At 59.3% G+C, this 25,363-nt stretch carries 24 protein-coding genes, 2 tRNA genes and 1 pseudogene; 15 read left to right on the top strand and 12 right to left on the bottom strand.

Annotated features, from left to right (window positions below):
- Positions 1-39: 39 nt before the first annotated feature.
- From IAI51_RS08615 to IAI51_RS08600, 5 genes and pseudogenes are all read left to right on the top strand, one after another.
- The gene (locus IAI51_RS08615) at positions 40-1,353 is read left to right on the top strand and encodes an MFS transporter (protein ID WP_187678068.1); all 1,314 of its coding nucleotides are present in this window, start codon (positions 40-42) and stop codon (positions 1,351-1,353) included.
- 68 nt (positions 1,354-1,421) lie between these two features.
- Positions 1,422-2,246, top strand: a pseudogene (locus tag IAI51_RS28200) (PAS domain-containing protein); the annotation flags it as partial.
- The gene (locus tag IAI51_RS28195; RefSeq protein ID WP_410457997.1) at positions 2,226-2,786 is read left to right on the top strand and encodes a methyl-accepting chemotaxis protein; all 561 of its coding nucleotides are present in this window, start codon (positions 2,226-2,228) and stop codon (positions 2,784-2,786) included. The pseudogene IAI51_RS28200 and the gene IAI51_RS28195, both read left to right, overlap by 21 nt.
- Positions 2,787-2,952: 166 nt before the next feature.
- Positions 2,953-3,552, top strand: a complete 600-nt coding sequence (locus tag IAI51_RS08605) for a flavin reductase family protein (protein ID WP_187678066.1) — start codon at positions 2,953-2,955, stop codon at positions 3,550-3,552.
- Between the two features lie 72 nt (positions 3,553-3,624).
- Positions 3,625-4,257 (top strand): LysE family translocator, encoded by a 633-nt coding sequence (locus IAI51_RS08600; protein ID WP_187678065.1) that lies wholly within the window; start codon positions 3,625-3,627, stop codon positions 4,255-4,257.
- 84 nt (positions 4,258-4,341) lie between these two features.
- Here IAI51_RS08600 and ggt read toward each other — a convergent pair whose 3' ends face one another.
- Positions 4,342-6,174: a gamma-glutamyltransferase gene (gene ggt / locus IAI51_RS08595; RefSeq protein WP_187678064.1), complete on the bottom strand. Its 1,833-nt coding sequence runs from the start codon at positions 6,172-6,174 to the stop codon at positions 4,342-4,344.
- A 154-nt stretch (positions 6,175-6,328) separates the two neighbouring features.
- On the opposite strand from ggt, the gene IAI51_RS08590 reads away from it, so the two are divergent.
- The 3 genes from IAI51_RS08590 (at position 6,329) to IAI51_RS08580 (ending at position 8,509) form a co-directional block, all read left to right on the top strand.
- Complete coding sequence (locus IAI51_RS08590) at positions 6,329-7,438, top strand: DUF2817 domain-containing protein (protein WP_187678063.1); 1,110 nt, start codon at positions 6,329-6,331, stop codon at positions 7,436-7,438.
- A 361-nt stretch (positions 7,439-7,799) separates the two neighbouring features.
- Positions 7,800-8,192 carry a helix-turn-helix domain-containing protein gene (locus IAI51_RS08585; protein ID WP_262410319.1) on the top strand — a complete coding sequence of 131 codons (393 nt, stop codon included), beginning with the start codon at positions 7,800-7,802 and terminating at the stop codon, positions 8,190-8,192.
- Positions 8,193-8,284: 92 nt separating this feature from the next.
- Positions 8,285-8,509, top strand: a complete 225-nt coding sequence (locus tag IAI51_RS08580; RefSeq protein WP_187678062.1) for a SymE family type I addiction module toxin — start codon at positions 8,285-8,287, stop codon at positions 8,507-8,509.
- A gap of 68 nt (positions 8,510-8,577) precedes the next feature.
- On the opposite strand, the gene IAI51_RS08575 is transcribed toward IAI51_RS08580, so the two are convergent.
- A tRNA-Met gene (locus tag IAI51_RS08575) sits at positions 8,578-8,654 on the bottom strand.
- 115 nt (positions 8,655-8,769) lie between these two features.
- Positions 8,770-10,827, bottom strand: coding sequence for a methyl-accepting chemotaxis protein (locus IAI51_RS08570; protein WP_187678061.1), 2,058 nt, complete (start codon positions 10,825-10,827; stop codon positions 8,770-8,772).
- Between the two features lie 333 nt (positions 10,828-11,160).
- Here IAI51_RS08570 and IAI51_RS08565 point away from each other — a divergent pair, with 333 nt between their 5' ends.
- Positions 11,161-12,378: an MFS transporter gene (locus IAI51_RS08565; protein ID WP_187678060.1), complete on the top strand. Its 1,218-nt coding sequence runs from the start codon at positions 11,161-11,163 to the stop codon at positions 12,376-12,378.
- Between the two features lie 87 nt (positions 12,379-12,465).
- Here the strand turns inward: IAI51_RS08565 and ychF are convergent, their stop codons facing one another.
- The 8 genes from ychF to IAI51_RS08525 all read right to left on the bottom strand — a co-directional run bounded on the left by ychF (position 12,466) and on the right by IAI51_RS08525 (position 19,382).
- Complete coding sequence (gene ychF, locus IAI51_RS08560) at positions 12,466-13,566, bottom strand: redox-regulated ATPase YchF (RefSeq protein WP_187678059.1); 1,101 nt, start codon at positions 13,564-13,566, stop codon at positions 12,466-12,468.
- Positions 13,567-13,588: 22 nt separating this feature from the next.
- Complete coding sequence (gene pth, locus IAI51_RS08555) at positions 13,589-14,173, bottom strand: aminoacyl-tRNA hydrolase (RefSeq protein ID WP_016773203.1); 585 nt, start codon at positions 14,171-14,173, stop codon at positions 13,589-13,591.
- A 171-nt stretch (positions 14,174-14,344) separates the two neighbouring features.
- Complete coding sequence (locus IAI51_RS08550; protein WP_187678058.1) at positions 14,345-14,947, bottom strand: 50S ribosomal protein L25/general stress protein Ctc; 603 nt, start codon at positions 14,945-14,947, stop codon at positions 14,345-14,347.
- A 141-nt stretch (positions 14,948-15,088) separates the two neighbouring features.
- The gene (locus IAI51_RS08545) at positions 15,089-16,030 is read right to left on the bottom strand and encodes a ribose-phosphate pyrophosphokinase (protein ID WP_003171603.1); all 942 of its coding nucleotides are present in this window, start codon (positions 16,028-16,030) and stop codon (positions 15,089-15,091) included.
- Between the two features lie 45 nt (positions 16,031-16,075).
- Positions 16,076-16,150, bottom strand: a tRNA-Gln gene (locus IAI51_RS08540).
- A gap of 36 nt (positions 16,151-16,186) precedes the next feature.
- On the bottom strand, positions 16,187-17,038 hold the full coding sequence (gene ispE, locus IAI51_RS08535; protein ID WP_187678057.1) for a 4-(cytidine 5'-diphospho)-2-C-methyl-D-erythritol kinase: 852 nt from the start codon (positions 17,036-17,038) through the stop codon (positions 16,187-16,189).
- A gap of 2 nt (positions 17,039-17,040) precedes the next feature.
- Complete coding sequence (gene lolB, locus IAI51_RS08530; protein WP_187678056.1) at positions 17,041-17,658, bottom strand: lipoprotein insertase outer membrane protein LolB; 618 nt, start codon at positions 17,656-17,658, stop codon at positions 17,041-17,043.
- The gene (locus IAI51_RS08525; protein WP_187678055.1) at positions 17,658-19,382 is read right to left on the bottom strand and encodes a tetratricopeptide repeat protein; all 1,725 of its coding nucleotides are present in this window, start codon (positions 19,380-19,382) and stop codon (positions 17,658-17,660) included. The genes lolB and IAI51_RS08525 overlap by 1 nt, the downstream gene beginning before the upstream one ends.
- Positions 19,383-19,564: 182 nt before the next feature.
- Here IAI51_RS08525 and hemA point away from each other — a divergent pair, with 182 nt between their 5' ends.
- From hemA to IAI51_RS08495, 6 genes are all read left to right on the top strand, one after another.
- Positions 19,565-20,851, top strand: coding sequence for a glutamyl-tRNA reductase (gene hemA, locus IAI51_RS08520; RefSeq protein ID WP_187678054.1), 1,287 nt, complete (start codon positions 19,565-19,567; stop codon positions 20,849-20,851).
- Entirely contained in the window at positions 20,848-21,930 is a 1,083-nt protein-coding gene (prfA, locus tag IAI51_RS08515) for a peptide chain release factor 1 (protein ID WP_187678053.1), read from the top strand. The genes hemA and prfA overlap by 4 nt, the downstream gene beginning before the upstream one ends.
- Positions 21,931-22,761 (top strand): peptide chain release factor N(5)-glutamine methyltransferase, encoded by an 831-nt coding sequence (prmC, locus tag IAI51_RS08510; RefSeq protein ID WP_187678052.1) that lies wholly within the window; start codon positions 21,931-21,933, stop codon positions 22,759-22,761.
- A complete protein-coding gene (locus tag IAI51_RS08505; protein WP_187678051.1) occupies positions 22,755-23,510 on the top strand; it encodes a molybdopterin-synthase adenylyltransferase MoeB in 756 nt (251 codons plus the stop codon). Before prmC ends, IAI51_RS08505 begins: the two co-directional genes overlap by 7 nt.
- Complete coding sequence (gene murI / locus IAI51_RS08500) at positions 23,503-24,294, top strand: glutamate racemase (RefSeq protein WP_187678050.1); 792 nt, start codon at positions 23,503-23,505, stop codon at positions 24,292-24,294. The genes IAI51_RS08505 and murI overlap by 8 nt, the downstream gene beginning before the upstream one ends.
- Positions 24,295-24,406: 112 nt before the next feature.
- Positions 24,407-24,925: an acyloxyacyl hydrolase gene (locus tag IAI51_RS08495; RefSeq protein WP_187678049.1), complete on the top strand. Its 519-nt coding sequence runs from the start codon at positions 24,407-24,409 to the stop codon at positions 24,923-24,925.
- Between the two features lie 83 nt (positions 24,926-25,008).
- On the opposite strand, the gene IAI51_RS08490 is transcribed toward IAI51_RS08495, so the two are convergent.
- Positions 25,009-25,314 (bottom strand): YkgJ family cysteine cluster protein, encoded by a 306-nt coding sequence (locus IAI51_RS08490; RefSeq protein WP_187678048.1) that lies wholly within the window; start codon positions 25,312-25,314, stop codon positions 25,009-25,011.
- Between the last annotated feature and the right edge of the window lie 49 nt (positions 25,315-25,363).

Raw genomic sequence — 25,363 nt, 5'->3', positions numbered from 1 at the left:
ATGGGCGCCTTGGTTTTTTGCCTGCCAGAGTTCTTTGCCATGACTGCCCAAACCACGGCCAAACCTGCGCCGTTCAGCCGCTCCGACTACAAGACCCTCGGCCTTGCGGCCCTTGGCGGGGCGCTGGAGATCTACGATTTCATCATCTTCGTGTTCTTCGCCCTGACCCTCAGCCAGTTGTTCTTCCCGCCGGAAATGCCCGAGTGGCTGCGCCTGTTGCAGAGCTTCGGGATTTTCGTCACCGGTTATCTGGCGCGGCCGCTGGGCGGGATCCTGATGGCGCATTTCGCCGACCGATTGGGGCGCAAGAAAGTCTTCAGCCTGAGCATCCTGATGATGGCGTTGCCGTGCCTGCTGATCGGGATCATGCCGACGTATGCGCAGATCGGTTATTTCGCGCCGCTGCTATTACTGGCGCTGCGCATCCTCCAAGGCGCGGCCGTCGGCGGTGAAGTACCGAGCGCCTGGGTGTTCGTCGCCGAACACGCACCGACCGGCCATCGTGGTTATGCGCTGGGCGTTTTGCAGGCCGGGCTGACGTTCGGCTATCTGATCGGCGCACTGACCGCGACCTTTCTGGCGCAAGCCTTTACCCCGGCGGAAATCCTCGATTACGCCTGGCGCTATCCGTTCCTGCTCGGCGGCGTATTCGGCGTGATCGGTGTCTATCTGCGTCGCTGGTTAAGCGAAACTCCGGTATTCATGGCAATGGAAGCGCAACGCGAAGCGCGGGTCGAACTGCCGCTGCGTACCGTGCTGCGTGAACACCGGTTGGCGATGCTGCCGGCCATGCTACTGACTTGCGTACTGACCTCGGCAGTGGTGGTGTTCGTGGTCATCACCCCGACCATGATGCAGAAAACCTTCGGCATGACCGCTAGCCACACCTTTGCCCTGAGCGCATTGGGCATCGTCTTCCTCAATATCGGTTGCGTGATCGCCGGTCTGCTGGTCGATCGCATCGGCGCCTGGCGCACCGTCATGCTTTACAGCCTGCTGCTGCCGCTAGGCATCGCCGTGCTTTATGGCTGTCTGATCATGGGCGGCGATTGGGTCGGTCTGGCGTATGCAGTGGCTGGTCTGGCGTGTGGTGTCGTCGGCGCGGTGCCGTCGGTGATGGTCGGTTTGTTCCCGGCGCGTATCCGAGTGTCGGGGATCTCCTTCACCTACAACATTGCCTACGCCGCCTGGGCGAGTATCACACCGCTGTTGTTGATCGGTCTGATGCCGTGGAGCCCTTGGATCTGCGTGATCTTCTGCGCGGTGATGGGCGTAGTGGGGATTCTCAGTGCTGCGTATTTCGGCTCGCGGATGCCGCGCACGGGCCCGTGTCAGGTGGCCGGGGCTGCTTGACGCCAACCGCCCAAACTATTTTTGACTGACCGGTCTCAAACGCTCTTCAGAAAAGACTTCCAAGGCCGATGGTTAGGCTGTATCCCGCTTACTACCCTGCCCATCGGTGCTTTCCCATGTTCAACAAACGCCTGAAGCAAGAGCTGGCCGCTCTTCGTGAAGAACTCTCCAGTCTTGTGCAGGTAAAGGAAAGCCTGGAAAGCGAGATGCTGGTGCTGACCCTTGAACCGGACGGACGGATTCAATCGGTCAACCAGAACTTCCTCAACGAGATGCTCTACAAGAGCCAGGACCTGATGGGGCGGGCGCTTGAGGATATCGTGCCGGCTCACGTCAAATCCGACGAATTTCACCACCGCTTCAGGAATGCGTTGACCCGAGGCGAGCACTTCGCCGGAGCCGTGCGCCTGTTGCGTGGCAATGGTGAAGAGGCCTGGTTGCGCTCGATTGCCCAGCCTGTACGTTCTTCGGATGGTCGGATCAAACATATTTCGATCTTCTCCAGCGACCTGACCCGCACCATCGAAGCCTCCCGCGAACACGAAAACCTGATCGGCGCGTTGGTGCGTTCCACTGCAGTGATCGAGTTTGACCTCAACGGCAACGTGCTCAACGCCAACGAGCGGTTCCTCAACGGCATGGGTTACAGCCTGGCGCAGATCAAAGGCAAACATCACCGTATGTTCTGCACACCCGAGGAATACAACAGCGCCGAGTATCAGAACTTCTGGCGCCGTTTGAACAATGGCGAATTCGTGGCTGAACGCTTCAAGCGTGTCGACAGCCATGGTCGTAGGGTATGGCTGGAGGCGTCCTACAACCCGGTGGTCGATGCCAACAACAAACTGTACAAAGTGGTGAAGTTCGCCACGGTGATCACCGATCAGGTCAATCGCGAGCAAGCCGTCGCTGACGCGGCCAACATTGCCTACAGCACCTCGCAGCAGACCGACAGCACCGCGCAACGCGGTACGACCGTTGTGACCGAGGCCGTCAACGTGATGCGCGATCTGTCGCGGCACATGCAGACCGCCGGTGAAGGCATCGAAGCGCTGAACGAGCAGTCGCTGGTGATTGGCACCATCGTCAAAACCATCAGCGGCATTGCCGAGCAGACTAACTTGCTGGCGCTCAACGCGGCGATCGAAGCAGCGCGTGCTGGCGAGCAGGGGCGCGGCTTTGCTGTGGTGGCCGATGAAGTGCGACAACTGGCTTCACGTACCAGCCAGGCGACCGAGGAAATCGTCGGCGTGGTGCGGCAGAACCAGGAAATGGCGCGCAACGCCGTCGCCCTGATGACCGACGGCAAGCTCCAGGCCGAACAAGGGCTGGCGCTCGCGGCGGAGGCGGGCACGGTGATCCTCGAGATTCAGGACGGCGCGCAGAAAGTGGTCGATGCGGTCGGGCAGTTCGCCAATCAACTGTCCCACTGACCTGAACCAAACCCTGTAGGAGTGAGCCTGCTCGCGATAGCGGTCTGACATTCAACCAATGCGTTGCCTGACAGACCGCTATCGCGAGCAAGCTCGCTCCCACAGGTTCTGCGTTTCTCCAATCGCTGGCGCTACAATCTGTTCCTTTTTCCCGGAGCAGATCCCCATGAGCGATTCCCACCGCCGCCCGGTACCCCTGAACAAAGCCTACCGTTTGCTTAACCACGGCCCGACCGTTCTGGTCAGCGCCGCCCATGACGGCCAGCGCAACATCATGGCCGCCGCATGGGCGATGCCGCTGGATTTCGAACCGCCGAAAGTCGCCGTCGTACTCGACAAATCCACCTGGACGCGGCAATTGCTTGAAGCGTCCGGCACCTTCGTCCTCAACGTGCCGTGCGTCAATCAGGCCGATATCGTGCAAACCGTCGGCAACACGTCGGGTCTGGAAATCACTCAAAACCAAGGGCAGGACAAGTTTCAGGCCTATGGCTTGCAGACCTTTGCTGGCGAGAAAGTCGAGGCGCCATTGCTCGACGGTTGCGTCGCCTGGCTCGAATGCCGCTTGTTGCCCGAGCCGCGTAACCACGAACAGTACGATCTGTTTCTCGCCGAAGTCATCGCCGCTCACGCCGATGAGCGTGTGTTCAGTGAAGGGCGTTGGCATTTCGAAGGGCATGATGGTTTGCGTACGCTGCACCATGTGGCGGGTGGGCATTTCCTGACGATTGGTGACGCGGTGGATGGCAAGACGCTAGCGATTTGAATGGTGGCTGATGGCAAAACATTGCTGAATGTTGCAAGGTAGGGGCATTGTCGAACCAATCACACGTGCCCCATGGACCTTTCCCTTTCGAGTTATCTCGCTCCGTTACTGTCGCTGGCGTTGCTATGGACAGTTGCGGTGGTCACACCCGGCCCGAATTTCTTCAACATCGCTCAACTCGCAGTCAGCCGCTCCCGCCGTCATGGCGTGGTAGCGGCGCTCGGCGTTGCCAGCGGAACGGTGTTGTGGGGACTGGCGGGCGGCCTGGGTATCCAGTCATTGTTCAGCGCAGCGCCGACCTTGTACTTGAGCTTCAAGATTGCCGGCGGCTGCTACCTGATCTATCTCGGACTCAAGCAATTCAAGCGCAAGGCGCCCATCGTCCCAGGCGCTTCAGATGCTGCGCAGCAAACGTTGCTCGGTGCTTACGGGCGCGGTTTTCTGGGCAACATGACCAACCCCAAATCGGCGCTTTTCGTCGCAACAATCTTCGCCACCGCGATGCCTGCCCATATACCGCCGTTGCTGCTGGCGCTGGCGGTGATGACCATGGCCACGTTGTCGTTCAGTTGGTATTGCAGCGTGGCGCTGTTCTTCGCCAGTCGGCGGATTGCCGGTGTTTACGAGCGGTCACGTCAATGGCTGGATCGATTGGCCGGTGGTTGTTATCTGCTGTTTGGGGCGCATTTGGTGGCTAGTCGCTGAGTCGTGGTCGCCAAGCAAAAACTCGATCTCAGAGCATAAAAAAGGCCTACCTCCCGGTAAGCCTTTTCCATTCACTGCGTAGCCTCAATCGCCCAACGCTTCCCCTTCACGCCGTGGATCCGCGCCACCCGCCAACGACACATTCCCTTGCGCATCCTTGACCCGCACGACGGCCTGGGTGCCGCTGGTCATGTCGATTTCATTCACGCTGTGGCCCTTGTCCTTCAGCGCCTGAATCAGCGCCGGGCTGAACTGGCCTTGTTCCAGTTCGGTCGGGCCGTTGCGGCTGCCGAAGTTGGGCAGGCTGATGGCGCTTTGCGGATCGAGGTTCCAGTCGAGCAGGCCGACGGTGGTTTTCGCCACGTATTCGATGATCTGCGAGCCACCCGGTGAGCCGACGCTGGCGAGGAATTCGCCGCTGTTGCGGTCGAAGATCAGCGTCGGCGCCATCGACGAGCGTGGACGTTTGCCGGGTTCGACACGGTTGGCGACTTTCTGCCCGTTCTCTTCGGGGATGAACGAGAAGTCGGTCATCTGGTTGTTCAGCAAGAAGCCCTGAACCATCAGGTGCGAACCGAATGCGGCTTCGATGGTGGTGGTCATCGACACGGCGCCGCCGAGGTCATCCACCGCCACCACTTGCGAGGTGGAAATGCGCAGCGGCGAGCGATCCGGTGCGTAGGCCACTTGCACGCCCGGCGGCGTGCCCGGTTTGGCGCTGCCCATGCTGCGTTCGCCGATCAGACTGGCGCGGCTGGCGAGGTAGCCTGGGTCGACGAGGCCTTTGACCGGCACTGGCACGAAGTCGGTGTCGGCGACGTATTGCGCGCGGTCGGCGTAGGCCAGGCGCTCGGCTTCGGCGATCAGATGCACGGCTTGTGGATCGGGTTCGATGCCGGCCGGTTTGTCAGTCTTGTGGGGTTTGAGCGGGGTCAGCGAAAGACGCGGGTCGCGGGTTTCCAGTGCCTGCAAGGTGCCGAGAATCTGCGCCAAGGCGATCCCGCCCGACGACGGCGGCGGCATGCCGCAGACCTGCCATCGCTTGTAGTCGGTGCACAGCGGCGCGCGCTCCTTGGCCTGATAGCGCTGAAGATCGTTCAACGAAAGGCTGCCGGGGTTGGCGTGGCCCTGAACCTTGGCGACGATTTCCTCGGCGATCGGGCCTTTGTACAGCGCATCGGCGCCTTCGTTGGCAATGCGCTTGAACACCTTAGCCAGCGCCGGGTTTTGCAGGCGCGTGCCGACGGCTTTGACACTGCCGTCGTGGTTGAGAAAGTACGCGGCCATGTCCGGCGATTTACCAATCACCGGGTCTGACGCCAGCAGCGAATACAGACGCGGGGAAATCGCAAAGCCTTGCTCGGCGAGTTTGATCGCCGGCTCGAACAGCTTCGCCCACGGCAGGCGACCGTGTTGTTTATGCGCCATCTCCAGTGCGCGCAACACGCCCGGCGTGCCGACCGAACGGCCACCGATCTGCGCCTGCGGGAACGGCATCGGTTTACCGTCCGCTTGCAGAAACAGCTTCTCGGTGGCGCCGGCCGGCGCGGTTTCGCGACCGTCATAGGTGCGCACCTGTTTACCGTCCCACAGCACGATCATCGCGCCGCCACCGATCCCGGAGGATTGCGGCTCAACCAGCGTCAGCACCGCTTGCATCGCAATCGCCGCATCAATCGCCGAACCGCCCTGACGTAGCATCTCGCGACCGGCTTCAGCGGCCAGCGGATTCGCAGCGGCGGCCATGTGTTTGCTGGCGTGGCGGGTTTGCAGATCGGTGCGATAACCGGAGGCGGCTTCCGGCGCCAGCGGCAGGGTCGAGGAGGGTGGTGCGTTGCACGCGGTGAGGGTCAGGGCACTGATAATCAGCGTCAGGGCAGGCAGGCGAAAGCGGCTCAAGGGCAGGGCTGGAAACACGTAGGCTCTCCGTCCGTGGGATAAAAGTCTGACGGACTTTATCGACCGACCGTGAAGGACGCAAACCACCGGTGTGTTTCTCCTTCATGCCTTGGCGAATTTTCTGTAGGGTCAGTGGCAATCGTGAAGCCAGAAAAATCTACAAGAGGCCGACATGCACAGTGAGTTTCCTAGCGAGTCCAGTTACCGCCATCAGCGCGAACAGTTTCTTGCCGCTGCGACATCCGCCGGCGCGACGCTTACCTCCTACGCACACCCGCGTTGCGGGCCGTTTGGCGAACCGTTGAGCACCGATGTGGCTGTGCTCGGCAACCCGCAGGCGAAGCGGCGTTTGGTGACGCTTAGCGGTACGCATGGCGTGGAGGGTTATTACGGCTCCGACTGTCAGATCGACTGGCTGAAAACCTTCGTGCCGGGTTCGCTGCCCAAGGACGTCGCGGTGGTGATGGTTCACCTGATCAATCCCTGGGGCACGGCGTGGTTGCGGCGGGTCAATGAAGACAACATCGACCTCAACCGCAATCACCAAGATTTCACTGGGTCGCTACCGGATAACCGGGCTTACGCCGCGCTGCATGAAATCTACGCCTGCCGCGACTTGAACGGCCCCGAGCGACAACGTGCCGATGCCTTGCTGGCTGCGCAGATCGATGAGCATGGCTGGCCGGCGGTGATGTCGATTGTCGAGGGCGGTCAGCACAGCCATCCCGATGGATTGTTTTACGGTGGCCGCGCGCCTAGTTGGTCGAATCGCACGTTGCATCAAATCATCGAAGCACATCTGGCTGGCGCAGAAACGCTGATGTGTTTCGACCTGCACACCGGGGCTGGTGAGTACGGTCATCCGATGCTGTTGACCATCACTGAGGCGCCATACCCGGTGTTGGCGCAGGCCCAATCGATCTACGGCCCATGGCTCTACACCCTGCACACCGGCGCCGATACCCTGAGTGAAACCGGTGTCGCGGCGACGGCTACCGGTTACACCTCGCAGGCGTTGCTCAATGCATTACCAGGTGTGCAACTGATGCCATTCGTGATCGAGTGCGGGACGTATCCGGGAGCGGACGTGCATCGATATTTGCGTGATGACCATTGGCTGCATCTACATGGCGATCCGCTTGACGCGACGGGAAGGGCGATCAAGTTGAGTTTGCTGGAGCAGTTTTATCCAGCGGACCCTGATTGGCGGGCGATGGTGGGGTTGCGGACTCGGCAGGTTTGGGGGAAGGGGTTGTCGGCATTGGGCAACTGGTCGCAGTAAATCATTAGTGCTTTTGCTGGGGGCACTTTCCTCCGGGCACAAAAAACGGCTCACTTTGCGGTAAGCCGTTTTTTTGTTTTTGTGGTGCGCGATTTAATTCATAACAGCATCGAACCAGTTTCCTACAGCGTTTTTTCAACCTGATCTCTTAGTACCGATTCAGTCGAATGAAAAGGCATTTCGCGCCTGTAGTACCTCGGCCCAACTTGTCGGTTGCTCGGCATTTCTCCTACAAACCTTTCAGGTCGACAACTTACGCGCCTTTACCTGAGGATGGTTTCTATCGTTATTTCCAGGATGGATTTCAGATGAAAAGGATGAGTCCGTTGCCATTCAACTCTATTTTCAGTCGGCCATTGTCATGAGTATTTCCAACGAGGATCGCGATTTTCTGGTGGCGATGGGCAGTCGCATTGCTCACTTACGCACAGTGCACGAAATCACACAGACTCGGTTTGCACGGGCCTTAGGTCTTTCCCGGCAAACCTTTCAGGGCTACGAGGAGGGCACCCGCAGCATGCCGGTCACGACACTGGTGAAGATGGCATTTGCGCTTCGCGTTCCTGTTGAAGACCTGCTCGGGGCTCCCTCGCACACGGAGACGCCCAGACGCAGCTTGACCTCGACGTGGTATCGACGGCTGCAGTCCATTAATGAGCTTTCGAAGGTCCAACAGAAGGTCATTGCGCAGATGCTCGACGCCCTGATCGCACAGGCAGCGACCAAAACGAGCGACGAAGAAAAAGAAGTTTGAAGTAACCCAAAGAACGCGGAACCAAGGTGCACGAACACCCTGGCCCCGCTAACCACAAGCAGCTAAACAGGAGCTAATAACAGGAGCTAATCATGGCTGAAACCAATCATACGTCATCAACCCCCATCACTGAACGCCGGTTGAAAATCGCCGCAGACTTTTACCCGGTCCACACAAAGGAAAAAACCCACAGCCCCGCCAAACCCGTGCCCTGGATCAGGCTACGCGGCCTGTGGTTACGACAGGCAGGATTCGAGGTAAACGAGAACGTCAAAGTCCGCGTGATGAAAGGGTGCTTGGTGATTACGGCGGAATAACAGATTACCGATACTTTTCTCGAGGCATAAAAAAACGGCCTACCTTTCGGTAAGCCGTTTTTAGTACTTGGTGGCTACACAGGGACTTGAACCCCGGACCCCAGCATTATGAATGCTATGCTCTAACCAACTGAGCTATGTAGCCAAGTGGCGCGCATTATTCCCCTGAAATGGAAAAGCGTCAAGCGTAAATTTAAAATATTTCTTCCTGTTTTCAACCGCTTATCCTCCGACCCCGGAAATCGGGGCCGGGCAGGGCGTCAACGCAGTTGGAATCTTGCGGTATTGGCGCTCAACGCATGGCTGCCCTGGCTCAGGGTGTCCGCCGCCAAGTTCACCGCCCGCGCACCTTCAAGCAAACGCACCGCTGCCTGATCGACCTGCTGGATATTGCCGCTGACCTCATCGGCGGTACTCGCTTGCTCTTCAACCGCCGTGGCGATCTGCGCGAGGGTGTCGGTGACGCTCTGTACGGCGCTGGCGATTTCGCCCAAGCGTTCACCGAGACCGGTGACCGACTCGGCATCGGTTTGCGCCTGGCCGCACGCGGCTTCCATCAAACTCACGGCTTCGTTGACCGTGGCGCGTAGGCTGTCAACGGTGCCGGCGATCTGTGCAGTGGACGATTGCGTGCGTTGCGACAGGCTGCGCACCTCATCGGCCACCACGGCAAAACCGCGTCCCTGTTCACCGGCGCGCGCCGCTTCAATCGCAGCGTTGAGTGCCAACAGGTTGGTCTGTTCGGCAACACCACGAATGGTGTCGACCACCAGTTGAATCTGCTGCCCTTGTTCGCTGACCCGGCCCAGTGCCGCTGCCGTTTCGTTGAGGCGTTGATTGAGTTGCTGAATGCTCGCGGTAGTCCGTTGGCTGTCGCGGCTGCTGTCGGCGGCGATGCGTTGGGTGTGCTGCGCGCTGCCGGAAGCCTGTTCGCAACTCTGCGCCACGCCTTGCGAGGTGGCAGCCAGTTGCGTGGCGGCAGCGGCGATCTGGCTGATCTGCAACTGTTGCGCTTCGACTTCACCCAGCGCGCCGCTGGAATGATCGTTGAGGCTGCGCACCGCGTTGCTCAGTTGCGAGGTCTCGTGGTCGACGCCGAGCATGCTGTTGCGCAGTTGCACCACGGCGACGTTGAGCGCGGTGCTGATCGCCGCCAACTCATCGCGGCCCTCCACCGGCACTTGCAGGCTCAGGTTGCCGTCACGCAGGGCTTCGGCAAGCACGGTGATGCCGCTGGCGCTGCGCCGGATCGAGGCTTGCAGGCAGACGAACAAGTACAACGCGGCCAGCAGCAGACAGCCGAATACAGCGGCGACGAGGATGAACTGGCGAATCGCCGAGGCGTGGTAGGCCTCCAGGCGCTGATCCAGCGACACCAGCGATTGCTGGCGCAGGGAGGCGAGGTCGGTCAGCAACGCGTCGAGGCTGCGTTCGAACTCTTCGGGCTTGAGCGTGATGCTGCCGCCGAACACGCCGTCATCCAGCACCTTGAGGCCAGCATCGAGGTTTTTCAGGCTGCCGTGATACTGGCCGGCCCAGGCTTGCAGCTCTTTCGGCAGTCGCGCTTCGAGCAGGCCTGCCGTTTTGACAAGTTGCTCGCGGGCATCGCCGATACGGCTGCGCAGGTCGCGCAACTGCAAACGGCTCTGCAAGGTGAACTGGCCGGACACCACCGAAGCCTGACCCACCGCTGCGAGGCGACCGACCCGTTCGATCAAGTCTGGCGCGTGCTGCGTGGAAATTTGCGTGAGCAAGTAGGTTTCCAGCCACGGTGCCAAGGTCAGGCGATTGTCCATGACGATCTGCTCGCGCAACGCTTGCAGGGCGCTGAGGGCATGGGTGAACCGGTCGTAACCGTCCGGCCACCAGCCGACGCCGCTGAGGCTTTTCGAATCCAGGCCATTGAGCGCGGTTTGCAACGCCTGATAGCGGACGAGAATCTCGCCGTCGGCGCCTTCGTTTTTCAGGGCATTGCCCAAATCGGCGGTGGCTTGCAGGACGGCGGGTTGCACGCCATCGAATGCAGCCATGGCGGCGAGGGTCGCCGGCGTCGGTTGGCGATTGGTTTCCGTGGCGCGCCAACGGGCGGCGCGGTCACGTTGGGCGGCGAGCATATTGTCCAGCGCATCGAGGCTGAGCAATTGGCGCACCCCGGCGCGTTCGCCGGAAATCAGGTTGAGCTTGTCGCGATAGTCCTGGCCGATCATCAACAGACTGCCGGCCAACGGCAGAATGAACAGCAGAAACAACAGCTGGAATTTACGTGCGAAGCCAAACCGCCCCAGCAATTTGATCCCCGGTGAAAGGAAAGCCTGCATGCCCCATGACTCCTCTGGACACCACGCACCATTGGCGTGCATCGCGGTCGTGCGACCTTGATGTTGTGCCCTGCTAAAAGGCCTCGAAAGTTCACTCTCGCCCGCTCTGTAGGCCGACTCTGTAGCGAAACTTCCCATTCTCGGCGCCCTTTGTAAGGGCGCCGCGTTCAAGCATAGAAGCAAGGCAAGATTCAGACCATGGCGTTGCGCTATCACCGTTATGGCGATGAACAACTCGTTCGTTAGCTGGCTAAGGGGATGGCGCTGGCGCACCGAAAAATGGCACATTGACGCACCTGCCTGCGGGCACCCATCTGCTGTCCGGAAATCTCCATGGCTATCAGCAACACTCAGACCGCCGCTGCCTCGGCGTCCGCTCCTCCCCAAAGCAGCCCATTGGTGATGCGCATCATCGGCGCGGTGGCGCTGGCGCATTTGATCAATGACCTGATCCAGTCGGTGCTGCCGTCGATCTACCCGATGCTCAAGGCCAACTACGATCTGAGCTTCACTCAGGTCGGTTTGATTACCCTGACCTTTCAACTGACTGCGTCGTTGCTGCAGCCCTGGGTCGGATACCACACTGATCGCCACCCGAAACCTTGGCTGCTGCCGGCCGGCTCCATTTGCACGCTGATTGGCATCGTGATGATGTCGATGGTCGGCAGTTTTCCATTGATTCTGTTGGCGGCGGCGCTGATTGGTATCGGCTCCTCGACGTTCCACCCCGAGGCATCGCGCATTGCGCGGCTGGCCTCGGGCGGACGCTTCGGTCTGGCGCAATCGACCTTCCAGGTCGGTGGTAACGCCGGTTCTGCGTTCGGCCCATTGCTGGCGGCGGCGATCATTATTCCGTTCGGTCAGGGCAACGTGGCGTGGTTCGGTCTGTTCGCAGTGTTTGCATTGTTCGTGCTGTACCGCATCAGTCGCTGGTACGCCCATCACCTGAACCTGTTCAAACTCAAGGCCGGCCAGGCGGCGACTCACGGGTTGTCGAAGGGCAGGGTGACCAGTGCGCTGGTGGTGCTCGGTTTGCTGGTGTTCTCCAAGTATTTCTACATGGCCAGCCTCACGAGCTATTTCACGTTCTACCTGATCGAGAAGTTCGACCTGTCGGTGGCCAGTTCGCAGCTGCACTTGTTCCTGTTTCTTGGAGCGGTGGCGGCGGGCACCTTCTTCGGCGGGCCGATCGGCGACAAGATCGGGCGTAAGGCGGTGATCTGGTTTTCGATCCTGGGCGTGGCGCCGTTTACGTTGCTCATGCCTCACGTCGATCTGTTCTGGACGACGGTCCTCAGCGTGGTGATCGGCTTCATCCTCGCTTCGGCGTTCTCGGCGATTGTGGTGTACGCGCAAGAGTTGGTGCCGGGCAATGTCGGGATGATTGCCGGGGTGTTTTTCGGTTTGATGTTTGGTTTTGGCGGGATTGGCGCGGCGTTGCTTGGGCATCTCGCGGATGTGCACGGGATTGAGTACGTTTACTTCCTGTGCTCGTTCTTGCCGTTGTTTGGCGTGTTGGCGATCTTCTTGCCGCGGACCAAAAAGGCCTGACCCCGCAATTGTCAGGTGGTGTGGCGGAGATTATGTCAGGCACAAAAAAGCCGCGTATCAAACGCGGCTTTTTCTTGGGCGTGTCGCTTACACGTTGAAACGGAAGTGCATCACGTCGCCGTCTTTGACGATGTAGTCCTTGCCTTCCAGACGCCATTTACCGGCTTCTTTGGTGCCGGCTTCGCCCTTGTACTGGATGAAGTCGTTGTAGGCGATGACTTCGGCGCGGATGAAGCCTTTTTCGAAGTCGGTGTGGATCACGCCGGCAGCCTGAGGTGCGGTGGCACCGACTTTGACGGTCCAGGCGCGGACTTCTTCGACACCGGCGGTGAAGTAGGTCTGCAGGTGCAGCATTTCGTAACCGGCGCGGATCACGCGGTTCAGGCCAGGCTCTTCCAGACCCAGGGCCTCGAGGAACATGTCCTTCTCTTCGCCGTCATCCAGCTCGGCGATTTCCGCTTCGATCTTGTTGCAGACCGGAACCACCATGGCGCCTTCTTCTTCGGCAATGGCCTTGACCACGTCCAGGTGCGGGTTGTTCTCGAAACCGTCTTCAGCAACGTTGGCGATATACATGACCGGTTTGGTGGTCAGCAGGTGGAAGCCTTTGATGACTGCCTTTTCGTCAGTGCTCATGTTCTTCATCAGGCTGCGCGCAGGCTTGCCTTCGGTGAAGTGTGCGATCAGTTGCTCCAGCAGAGCTTTCTGAACCACTGCGTCCTTGTCACCACCCTTGGCGTTGCGTGCGACTTTCTGCAGTTGCTTCTCGCAGCTGTCGAGGTCGGCGAAGATCAGTTCCAGGTCGATGATTTCGATGTCGCGTTTCGGGTCGACGCTGTTGGAAACGTGGATTACGTTTTCGTCTTCGAAGCAGCGCACGACGTGAGCGATGGCATCGGTTTCACGGATGTTGGCCAGGAACTTGTTGCCCAGGCCTTCACCTTTCGAAGCGCCAGCTACAAGGCCCGCGATGTCGACGAATTCCATGGTGGTCGGCAGGATGCGCTTTGGATTGACGATGGCTGCCAGTGCTTCCAGACGCGGGTCCGGCATCGGCACGATGCCGCTGTTCGGCTCGATGGTGCAGAAGGGGAAGTTCTCGGCCGCGATACCGGATTTGGTCAGGGCGTTGAACAGGGTGGACTTGCCGACGTTAGGCAGGCCGACGATGCCGCAATTGAATCCCATGGTGTTTCCCCTCGGAGTAGAGTCAGGCCTTCTGGCTGTGCAGGTTTTTCATCGCGCGGTTCCATTCACCGGCGAGGATATCCGGCAGCACGCCGAGGGCAAAGTCGATGCTGGCATCGAGTTTTTCCTGTTCGGCGCGTGGCGCACGACCCAGGACGAAATTTGAAACCATACTGGCGACGCCCGGGTGGCCGATGCCAAGCCGCAGGCGGTAGAAAGTATTCTGATTACCCAGTTGCGCGATGATGTCGCGCAACCCGTTGTGACCGCCATGGCCGCCGCCCTGCTTGAGCTTGGCAACGCCCGGAGGCAGATCGAGTTCGTCGTGCGCCACCAGGATTTCTTCAGGCTTGATGCGGAAGAAACCTGCGAGTGCCGCCACGGCCTGGCCGCTGCGGTTCATGTAGGTGGTGGGAATCAGCAGACGAACATCCTGACCCTGGTGCGAATAGCGCCCGGTCAGGCCGAAATATTTGCGATCGGCCACAAGATTCACATTCTGTGCGTGGGCGATGCGCTCAACAAAAAGGGCCCCTGCGTTATGCCGGGTCTGTTCGTATTCGGCGCCTGGATTTCCCAGGCCAACGATCAGTTTGATGGCAGTCACGATAGGGGCCCTTCCTTGGAGTGGTGGATAACATCGCCGCGATCAGGGAAAGCGGCGAAAGTGGACGAAAATTGCTCATTTACCATGAATGTAAACTCCGCGTTCTCGCCCGCTTTCTCGCTACGTTCCAGTCCGCGATGTTACCTGCTCACTCAGGCGTTACAGAGTGAATTACTCTGCTGCGCCTTCTTCGGTAGCTTCTGGAGCAACACGTGGAGCGTGGACGTTGGCAACAGCCTTGTCATCGCCGTGTGCCAGAGCAACGAACTCAACACCTTTAGGAGCTTTGAGGTCCGACAGGTGAATGATGGTGCCGATTTCTGCTTTCGACAGGTCGACTTCGATGAACTCAGGCAGATCTTTCGGCAGGCAGGTCACTTCGATTTCCGAAGTAACGTGCGAGATTTCGCCGCCTTTCTTCACTGGAGCTTCTTCACCAACAAAGTGTACAGGCACGATAGCGGTCAGTTTCTGACCTGCTACAACGCGTACGAAGTCAGCGTGCAGAACGTGGCCTTTCGACGGGTGACGTTGCAGAGCTTTGATGATGACGTTCTGCTTGGTGCCACCAACGTTCAGCTCGATGATGTGGCTGTAAGCCGCTTCGTTTTCGAGCAGTTTGGCAACTTCTTTGGCCAGCATGCTGATGGATTCAGGGGCTTTTTCGCCACCGTAAACAACAGCTGGAACCAGAGCGGCGAGACGACGCAGGCGGCGGCTCGCACCTTTCCCCAGGTCGGAACGCACTTCAGCATTCAGAGTAAAATCGTTCATTTTGTATCTCCAAAATAGCCATGACCGAGCGGCGTTTGCGACCAGCGCCTAACACGGTATGGGCAAAAAAGCCCCGCCCCGACAGGAATGCCGGGGCGGGGCGCTTTTCGTCAACGAGACATTTCGAGAAGGGCAGGGCCCTTAGCGGAACATCGCGCTGATCGATTCTTCATTGCTGATGCGGCGAACCGCTTCGGCAACTACCGGTGCAATATCCAGTTGACGGATACGTGCACAGGCTTGTGCTGCAGCGGACAGCGGGATGGTGTTAGTCACCACCAGCTCGTCCAGCACGGAATTTTCGATATTCTCGATGGCCCGACCCGACAGCACAGGGTGTGTGCAGTAGGCAAAGACCTTGGCTGCGCCATGCTCTTTCAGGGCCTTGGCCGCGTGGCACAGAGTGCCGGCGGTATCGACCATGTCATCGACCAGAATGCAGGTACGCCCTTCGACATCACCGATGATATGCATCACTTCAGAGTGATTGGCTTTCTCACGGCGTTTGTCGATGATCCCGAGATCCACACCCAGCGACTTGGCAACAGCACGTGCACGCACGACGCCACCAATATCCGGCGATACGATCATCAGGTTTTCGAAGCGCTGATCTTCAATGTCATCCACCAGAACCGGGGAGCCGTAGATGTTATCTACCGGAATATCGAAGAAACCCTGAATCTGGTCAGCATGCAGATCAACCGTGAGAACACGGTCGATGCCGACTACGGTAAGCATGTCAGCGACGACTTTCGCGCTGATAGCCACACGTGCGGAACGCGGACGGCGATCCTGACGGGCATAACCAAAATAAGGAATAACAGCAGTGATACGAGTAGCCGAGGAGCGGCGGAAGGCATCAGCCATCACTACCAGTTCCATCAGGTTATCGTTGGTCGGAGCGCAAGTCGGCTGAATAATGAAAACGTCTTTACCGCGAACGTTTTCATTGATCTCGGCAGTAATTTCGCCGTCGGAGAACTTACCGACAGAGATGTCACCGAGAGGGATATGCAGCTGACGTACAACACGCCGAGCCAGATCGGGGTTAGCGTTCCCCGTAAAGACCATCATCTTGGACACGCGCAGTACCTAGAGGCTGAGGGTAACCTGGATGAGTATAGAAAATGGCAGGGGCGGCTGGATTCGAACCAACGCATGGCAGGATCAAAACCTGCTGCCTTACCGCTTGGCGACGCCCCTGTATCTGTTGCATCAAGTGCCGAGCACTTGGTTCCTTTAGAGCAGACTTTGCAGCTTGCGATGCAACATCGAAACGTTGCTTCCTTTTGCTACAAACCCTGTAAGGGTCTCTGTCAGAAGGGCCGAGACTTTATCAGCTTCAGCTTTGCTTGGGAAGCCCCCAAACACACAACTTCCAGTTCCGGTGAGCTTTGCTTCGGTAAATTTACCTAACAAATCCAATGCGTTACGTACTTCTGGGTAACGCCTTGCAACCACCGGCAAGCAGTCATTTCGACTGTTTCCCTCGGGAACGGGGCGCACTTTAATGGGCGGCGTGTTGCGTGTCAACAAAGGATCGGAAAAAATTTCTGCCGTACTTACAGCGACTTGCGGCACAAGCACGAGATACCACGGTTCTTCGGGATCGACCGGGGTGAGTTTTTCACCTACGCCCTCGGCAAACGCTGCGTGGCCACGGACGAAAACCGGAACATCAGCGCCAAGCGCCAAGCCCAGTGCGGCGAGTCGATCTTCATCCCAGCACAACTGCCACAGATGATTGAGACCGAGCAGGGTTGTCGCCGCGTTGGAACTGCCGCCACCAATGCCGCCGCCCATGGGCAGCACTTTGTCGATCCAGATGTCGATGCCAAGAGAACAACCGGATTGTTCCTGCAACATCTTCGCCGCGCGCACGATCAGGTTGCTGTCCTGGGGCACGCCTGCGAATTCGGTGTGCAGTTGAATCACACCGTCATCGCGAACGGCAAAAGTGATTTCGTCGCCGTAATCGACAAACTGAAACAGCGTCTGCAACTCGTGATAACCGTCTTCACGGCGACCAAGAATGTGCAGCATCAGATTGAGTTTGGCCGGCGACGGCAGAGTCAGGCGTGCAGCGCTCATGCTTATTGCCCCAGTTTGCGCGGCTGCCAGGTCTTGATCACCAGCGTCACGTCCAGGTCAGTGCCGTGCAGTTTGATGCGCTCGGGCAACCAGTAACCATTTTGTTCGGTGTAGGCGGTGTATTCGACTTTCCAGCCATCCTGTTCAAGGTTGGCCAGGCGGCTGTCGGCATCCAGACTCAGACGGCTTTTGCTTTCCGGCGCCGGCAGGCCACGCACCCACCAGGCGAGGTTCGACACTGGCAGTTTCCAGCCAAGCTGCTCTTCCAGCAGCGTTTCCGGCGACTGCGATTCATAGCGACCCTGATTGGCGACCTCCAGCGACACCTTGCCCGGACGCCCGGTCAAGCGTGCCGCACCACGACCCAGCGGGCCGGAGAGTCGAATGTCGTAATAGTCCTGACGCTGCAGCCAGAACAGCGTGCCGCTGCCCGAGTCTTTCGGGGCGCGGATGCCGATCTTGCCGTCGATCTGCCAGCCGTCAAGGCCGGTCAGTTGCTGTTTGTTCGCGGCCCATTGAGCCGGACTGCCGTGGCCTTCGACCGATTCGCGAGCGCCGAAGCCCGCGCAACCGGCGAGCAGGGCGATGAAGCTGAAAACAATAACGTGGCGCAAAAACATTAAAGAGTCTCGGATCCGGTCAGGCGCTTGATGGTGCTGCGCAGAATGGTGCTGTCGGGCTGATCCTTGAGGAATTTGCCCCAGATTTGTTTGGCTTCGCGCTGATTGCCCTTGGTCCACAGGACTTCGCCCAGATGTGCGGCGACTTCGTGATCAGGGAAACGCTCCAGCGCCTGACGCAGATATTTCTCGGCGTCGTCCAGGTTGCCCAAGCGGTAATTCACCCAGCCGAGGCTGTCGAGTACTGCCGGGTCTTCCGGGTTGATCTGGTGCGCCTGCTCGATCAGCGTCTTGGCTTCAGCGTAGCGGGTGGTGCGGTCGGACAGGGTGTAGCCCAGCGCGTTCAGCGCCATGGCATTGTCCGGATCGCGCTTGATGATCAGGCGCAGGTCTTTTTCCATCTGCGCCAGATCGTTGCGCTTTTCCGCAAGCATGGCGCGGGTGTACAGCAGATTCAGATCGTCCGGGTATTGCAGCAAGGCTTGCTGCAAGACTTTCATGGCCTTGTCTTCCTGTTTGTTGGCCGACAGGGTTTCCGACTCGATCAGGTACAACTGGATCGCGTAATCGGGTTGTTCGTCACGCTCGGCCGCCAGTTTGCTTTGTGCTTCGGCGGTTTTGCCGTTGTTCATCAGAATGTCGGCCTGACGCAACTGCGCGGGCAGATAGTCATTGCCCGGGCCGACCTGGGCGTATTCGATCAGTGCGCCTTGCGGGTCATTGCGCTCTTCGGCGATACGACCGAGGTTAAGGTGCGCCGAATCGACATGGCTTTCACGGGCGATCAGGTCTTCCAGATACCCCTTGGCCTCGTCCCAGGCCTTGGCTTCCAGGCACACCAGCGCCAGCGAGTAACGCAGTTCGTCGTCTTCCGGGTATTGCTGAACGAGGCCGGAGAACTCGGCCTTGGCGTCGTCCATCCGGTCCTGTTCAACCAGCATGCGCGCGTAAGTCAGGCGCAGACGCTTGTCGTCCGGGTATTTCTTGATGTTCTTTTTCAGCAGCGGCAGGGCTTCGTCGCCACGGTTCAGGAGCTGGAGAAGACGTGCGCGCAGCAGGATCGGGGCGATTTCGCCGTCTTCAGGCGGATTGTCTTCGAGCAGGGCCAGTGCCGCTTTGTTGTCGCCATCCTGCTGCATGAGCAGGGCCTTGCCGAAAATCAGCTGACTGTTGTTCGGGTGACGCTGCAACAAACGGTCGAAACTTTTCATCAGGCCGTTGCGGGTTTCCTGATCAGTATCGGCCGCCGACAGTGCGAGGAAATCGAAATGGGTATCGCCCTTGCCTTGCAGGACTTTCTCCATATAGACCATCGAGTCGTCGTAACGCCCGGCGCGTGCCAGTTGCACGGCGGCGGCGCGTTGCGCTTCGAGATCGTCCGGGGCGTTTTTCGCCCAGATCAGCGCGGTATCGAGGGCCGGTTGATCGGCGCCAAGGTACTCGGCGATGCGGAACGCACGCTCGGAGACGCCCGGATCCTGAGTGTTGATGGCCTGGGTCACGTAGTTGTCCAGGGCAAGGTCGAAACGATTGCGCTGGCCAGCGAGTTCGGCGCTCAGCAGGCTGAACACGGTTTCTTCGCTGAACGAGCTGTAAACCTTGGGCTTTTCAGGGGCGGGCGTGGTGTCTTCTACCGACGGCGTACCGTTCGGCGCAACGGGGGCCAAGGCTTGGCAGCCGCTGAGGAAGACAAAAGCAAGGAGCAACGCGGAAGATCTATTCATATAGGAAGAGGACGACTAACCTGCGGTCGGATCATCATGACACAAGCCTTCGGCCAAACATAACCGAGTCTCAATTGTGCCCATTATAGGGGCGGACAATTGGGACAATAGTCAGCGGTAGTTGTTCTGAATCTGACGAAGGTGGACAATTGCCGGCTTCACGTCACCATCAGCGACCTTGAATGGCCTTCCTTGCACTCGGTATTAACCACAAGACTGCTTCAGTAGACGTCCGCGAGCGCGTGGCCTTTACCCCTGAGCAACTGGTTGAGGCCTTGCAGCAGCTCTGCCGAATGACCGACAGCCGCGAAGCTGCGATCCTCTCCACCTGCAATCGCAGTGAGCTTTATATAGAACAGGATCAGCTTTCTGCGGATATCGTGCTGCGCTGGCTGGCCGATTATCACCATTTAAGCCTCGATGAGCTGCGCGCGAGTGCTTATGTGCATGAAGATGATGCGGCAGTTCGTCACATGATGCGCGTCGCCTCCGGGCTCGACTCGCTGGTGCTGGGCGAACCGCAGATTCTCGGCCAGATGAAGTCGGCCTACGCCGTGGCTCGCGAGGCCGGCACCATCGGGCCGCTGCTGGGGCGGCTGTTCCAGGCAACCTTCAATGCCGCCAAGCAGGTGCGTACCGACACCGCCATCGGTGAAAACCCGGTGTCCGTGGCGTTTGCCGCGGTCAGCCTGGCGAAACAGATTTTCAGTGATTTGCAACGCAGCCAGGCCTTGCTGATCGGCGCCGGCGAGACCATCACCCTGGTCGCCCGCCATCTGCACGAGCTGGGGGTCAAACGCATCGTTGTCGCCAACCGTACGCTTGAGCGTGCCAGCCTGTTGGCCGAGCAGTTCGGCGCCCACGCGGTGTTGCTCTCGGACATCCCGGCCGAACTGGTGCGCAGCGACATCGTCATCAGTTCGACGGCCAGTCAGTTGCCGATTCTCGGCAAGGGAGCCGTCGAGAGCGCATTGAAGCTGCGCAAGCACAAACCGATCTTCATGGTCGACATCGCTGTTCCCCGGGATATCGAACCGGAAGTCGGCGAGTTGGACGACGTTTACCTGTATAGCGTCGACGATCTCCACGAAGTGGTCGCCGAGAATCTCAAGAGCCGCCAAGGCGCAGCGCAAGCGGCTGAAGAGATGGTCTCGGTCGGTGCCGACGATTTCATGGTGCGCCTGCGTGAGCTGGCGGCGGTCGATGTGCTCAAGGCCTATCGTCAACAGAGCGAACGCTTGCGCGACGAAGAGCTGCAAAAAGCCCTGCGTCTGCTGGCCAACGGCGGCAACGCTGAAGATGTGCTGGGGCAATTGGCCCGTGGCCTGACCAATAAACTGTTGCATGCACCCAGCGTGCAACTGAAAAAGCTTTCTGCCGAAGGCCGCCTCGATGCGCTGGCCATGGCCCAGGAACTCTTTGCCCTCGAGGGCTCACCGGATAGCTTTTCGGATAAAAAACCGCAATGAAAGCGTCACTGCTCAATAAACTGGACATCCTCCAGGACCGTTTCGAGGAACTGACCGCGTTGCTCGGCGACGGCGAAGTCATTTCCGATCAGGGCAGGTTTCGCGCTTATTCCAAGGAATACGCCGAACTCGAGCCGATCGTACACGCCTATAAAAAGCTGCTCAGCGTACAAAGCGATCTTGAAGGCGCTCAGGCGCTGCTCAAGGACAGCGACCCGGACATGCGTGAAATGGCCGTGGAAGAAGTCCGTGAAGCCAAAGAATTGCTGATCACGCTGGAAGGCGATCTGCAGCGCATGTTGCTGCCCAAAGACCCCAACGACGGGCGCAACGTGTTTCTCGAAATCCGCGCCGGCACCGGTGGCGACGAGGCGGCGATTTTCTCCGGCGACCTGTTCCGCATGTACTCGCGTTACGCCGAACGCCGTGGCTGGCGTGTGGAGATCCTTTCGGAAAACGAAGGCGAGCACGGCGGCTATAAAGAAGTCATCGCTCGTATTGAAGGCGACAACGTTTACGGCAAGCTGAAATTCGAATCCGGCGCGCACCGCGTACAGCGTGTACCCGCCACCGAATCCCAGGGACGTATCCACACCTCGGCCTGCACCGTAGCGGTGTTGCCCGAGCCGGACGAGCGCGAAGCCATCGAGATCAACCCGGCGGATTTGCGTGTCGACACTTACCGCTCCTCCGGGGCCGGTGGTCAGCACGTCAACACGACCGACTCGGCGATCCGCATCACGCACATACCGACCGGCACCGTCGTCGAGTGTCAGGAAGAGCGTTCCCAGCACAAGAACCGTGCGCGGGCGATGGCGTGGCTGTCGGCCAAACTCAACGATCAGCAAACCGCCGCGGCGGCCAATGCCATCGCCAGCGAGCGTAAATTGCTGGTCGGCTCCGGTGACCGTTCCGAGCGGATTCGCACCTACAACTTTGCCCAGGGCCGGGTCACTGACCATCGCGTCAACCTGACCCTGTACTCTCTTGATGACGTTCTCGCCGGTGGCGTTGACGCGGTGATCGAGCCTTTGCTGGCCGAATACCAGGCTGACCAACTCGCTGCGATAGGTGAATAAATGACCATCATTGCCAGCCTGTTGCGTGCCGCCGAACTGCCGGACTCACCTACCGCACGTCTCGATGCCGAATTGCTCCTCGCGGCCGCGCTGGGCAAGTCGCGCAGTTTCCTGCATACCTGGCCCGAGCGCATCGTGCCGACGGAAGCCGCGCTGACCTTTGCCGAATACCTGCAACGCCGTCGTGGCGGCGAGCCGGTGGCCTACATTCTCGGCCAGCAAGGATTCTGGAAACTCGATCTGGAAGTCGCGCCGCACACGCTGATTCCCCGGCCTGACACGGAACTGCTGGTGGAAGCGGCGCTGGAATTGCTGCCAGCGACCCCGGCCAAAGTGCTCGACCTCGGCACCGGCAGCGGCGCGATTGCCCTGGCTCTGGCCAGTGAGCGTCCGGCATGGCAAGTCACCGCCGTGGATCGCGTGCTGGAAGCGGTGGCACTGGCCGAGCGCAATCGCCAGCGTCTGCACTTGAACAACGCCACGGTGCTGAGCAGTCACTGGTTCAGCGCTCTGGAAGGTCAGCGTTTTGATCTGATCATCAGCAACCCGCCGTACATTGCCGCCGCCGATCCACACCTGGTCGAAGGCGATGTGCGCTTCGAGCCGGCGAGTGCGCTGGTGGCCGGTGAGGATGGGCTCGACGATCTGCGCCTGATCGTTGCCCAGGCCCCTGATCATCTTCAGGCCGGCGGCTGGGTAATGCTCGAGCACGGCTATGATCAAGCCGAAGCCGTGCGCGATCTGTTGAACACTCGCGGTTTCGAAGAAGTCCACAGCCGCACCGATCTGGGCGGCCATCAACGCATCAGTCTGGGACGCCTGCCGTGCTGAATGATCAGGAGTTGCTGCGCTACAGCCGGCAGATTCTGCTGCAACACATCGATATCGATGGGCAACTGAAGCTCAAGGACAGTCGCGTCCTGATCGTCGGCCTCGGTGGTCTTGGCGCACCGGTTGCGCTGTATCTGGCGGCATCCGGTGTCGGCGAACTGCATCTGGCGGACTTCGATACAGTCGATCTGACCAACCTGCAACGCCAGATCATTCACGACACCGACAGCGTCGGCATGAGCAAGGTCGACTCGGCGCTAAAGCGCTTGAGTGCGATCAATCCCGAGATTCAACTGGTGCCGCATCGTCAGGCGCTCGACGAGGACTCTCTCGCCGCTGCCGTTGCGGCGGTGGATCTGGTACTCGACTGTTCGGATAATTTTTCCACGCGCGAAGCGGTTAACGCTGCGTGCGTGGCCGCGACCAAACCCTTGGTCAGCGGCGCCGCCATTCGTCTTGAAGGGCAACTGTCGGTGTTCGACCCGCGTCGCCCCGAGAGCCCTTGCTATCACTGTTTGTACGGGCATGGCAGCGAAGCCGAACTGACCTGCAGCGAGGCTGGTGTGGTCGGGCCGTTGGTGGGGTTGGTCGGCAGCCTTCAGGCGCTTGAAGCGTTGAAAGTGTTGGTCGGCTTCGGTGAGCCGCTGGTGGGCCGCTTGCTGTTGATCGATGCCTTGGGTTCGCGTTTCCGCGAGTTGCGGGTCAAGCGTGATCCGGGTTGCAGCGTCTGTGGGTTGCGTCATGCGTGAGGCGCCGGTCGGCGTGTTCGATTCCGGTGTCGGCGGTTTGTCGGTGCTGGCAGAAATCCAGCGCTTGTTGCCCAATGAATCGCTGCTGTACTTCGCCGATTGCGGGCACATTCCGTACGGCGAGAAAACCCCGGAGTTCATCCGCCAGCGTTGCAGCGTGATGGCCGGTTTTTTTCGCGAGCAGGGCGCCAAGGCTTTGGTGGTCGCCTGCAATACCGCGACAGTGGCGGCGGCTGCCGATCTGCGCGGTGATTTTCCCGACTGGCCGATCGTTGGCATGGAGCCGGCGGTGAAGCCGGCGGCCGCTGCGACCCGCAGCGGCGTAGTCGGTGTACTTGCCACCACGGGTACGTTGCAGAGCGCCAAGTTCGCCGCTTTACTCGACCGCTTTGCCACCGATGTGCGCGTGATCACTCAACCGTGCCCGGGCCTGGTCGAGCTGATCGAGAGCGGTGATCTGCACAGCGCCGAGTTGCGCCAGTTGCTGCAAAGCTATGTCGATCCGCTGCTGGCCAACGGTTGCGACACGATTATTCTTGGTTGCACGCACTATCCCTTCCTCAAGCCGATGCTCAAGTCGATGATCCCCGAGACCATCAGCCTGATCGATACCGGCGCCGCCGTGGCGCGGCAACTTCAACGTCTTTTGGCCGAGCGTGATCTGCTCGCCGAAGGACCGAACCGATCGGTCAGATTCTGGACCAGCGATGATCCGCAGCACTTTAAAAACATCCTGCCAATGCTGGGGCAAGCAGTGGGTGATGTACAAAACTTCAGTTTGTAAAAAAATTGTGAAATAACCGAAACATCGGCTGAACTTCTGTTTAAGCGCTAGCTTCTATAGCGATGAGTTACCTAAAAAACCAAACGATCGTTCCGGAAAAGGAAGTTTCAAAGTGAAGCGACTATTCTGCCTGGCCGCGATTGCGGCCGCGTTGATGGGGCAAAGTATTACTGCACAAGCTGCCGGCGTTGAATTCGCCGTCGGTGCTACCAGCGATTCGACCATGGCCTATCGCCTGGGGATGAATTTCGACTGGGACAAGAGCTGGCTGCAGAGCGACGTTGGTCGCCTTACCGGTTACTGGAGCGGTGCTTACACCTACTGGGAAGGTGACAAGACCTCCAGCAACAACAGCCTGTCGTTCTCGCCGGTATTTGTTTACGAGTTTGCCGGCCAGTCGGTCAAGCCCTATATCGAGGCGGGGATCGGTGTGGCGGCGTTCTCCAATACCAAATACGAATCGAACAATCTCGGCGGCTCCTTCCAGTTCGAAGACCGTCTCGGGTTTGGTCTGCGCTTCAATGGCGGGCATGAAGTCGGGATCCGCGCGACGCACTATTCCAACGCCGGTCTTGCCAGTGACAACGACGGTGTAGAAAGCTACTCGCTGCATTACACGTTGCCGTTGTAAGCAAAATCAAAAGATCGCAGCCTTCGGCAGCTCCTACAGGGAAAAACACAATCCCATGCAGGCTGCGATCTTTTCGCTTTTAATCAGCGGTAGGCTGTGGCGATACCCTGGCGTTCTTCGATGCACTCCGGTGCACCCATCTCGAACTCGCGGCAGATCAGCGGGCGCTTCTCGTAAATCGTGCACATCATCGTGTCGCGGTCCAGCGCCGCACACCAGCCGTCGTCCAGACGCAGCATCACTTCGCCGCCCCATTCATCGGTATCGATAAAACGATCAGGCACGCCCGTGTCGGTGATCAGCATCACTTCGAGCTGGCAGCAGCAGGCTGCGCAAGTCGAACAGGTGACCGCCGGTTCGGTGATTTGCTGGTGAGGAATGGTTTTCATGGCCGGCAGTGTAAGGCAGAGCTTGCTGAGTGTGTGAAAGCTCTGACGG

Origin of the sequence: Pseudomonas sp. N40(2020), from assembly GCF_014472415.1 — a bacterium.
GTDB lineage: Bacteria > Pseudomonadota > Gammaproteobacteria > Pseudomonadales > Pseudomonadaceae > Aquipseudomonas.
Note: the sequence above shows the minus strand (reverse complement) of the source record. Positions and strands in the feature narration are given on the sequence as shown.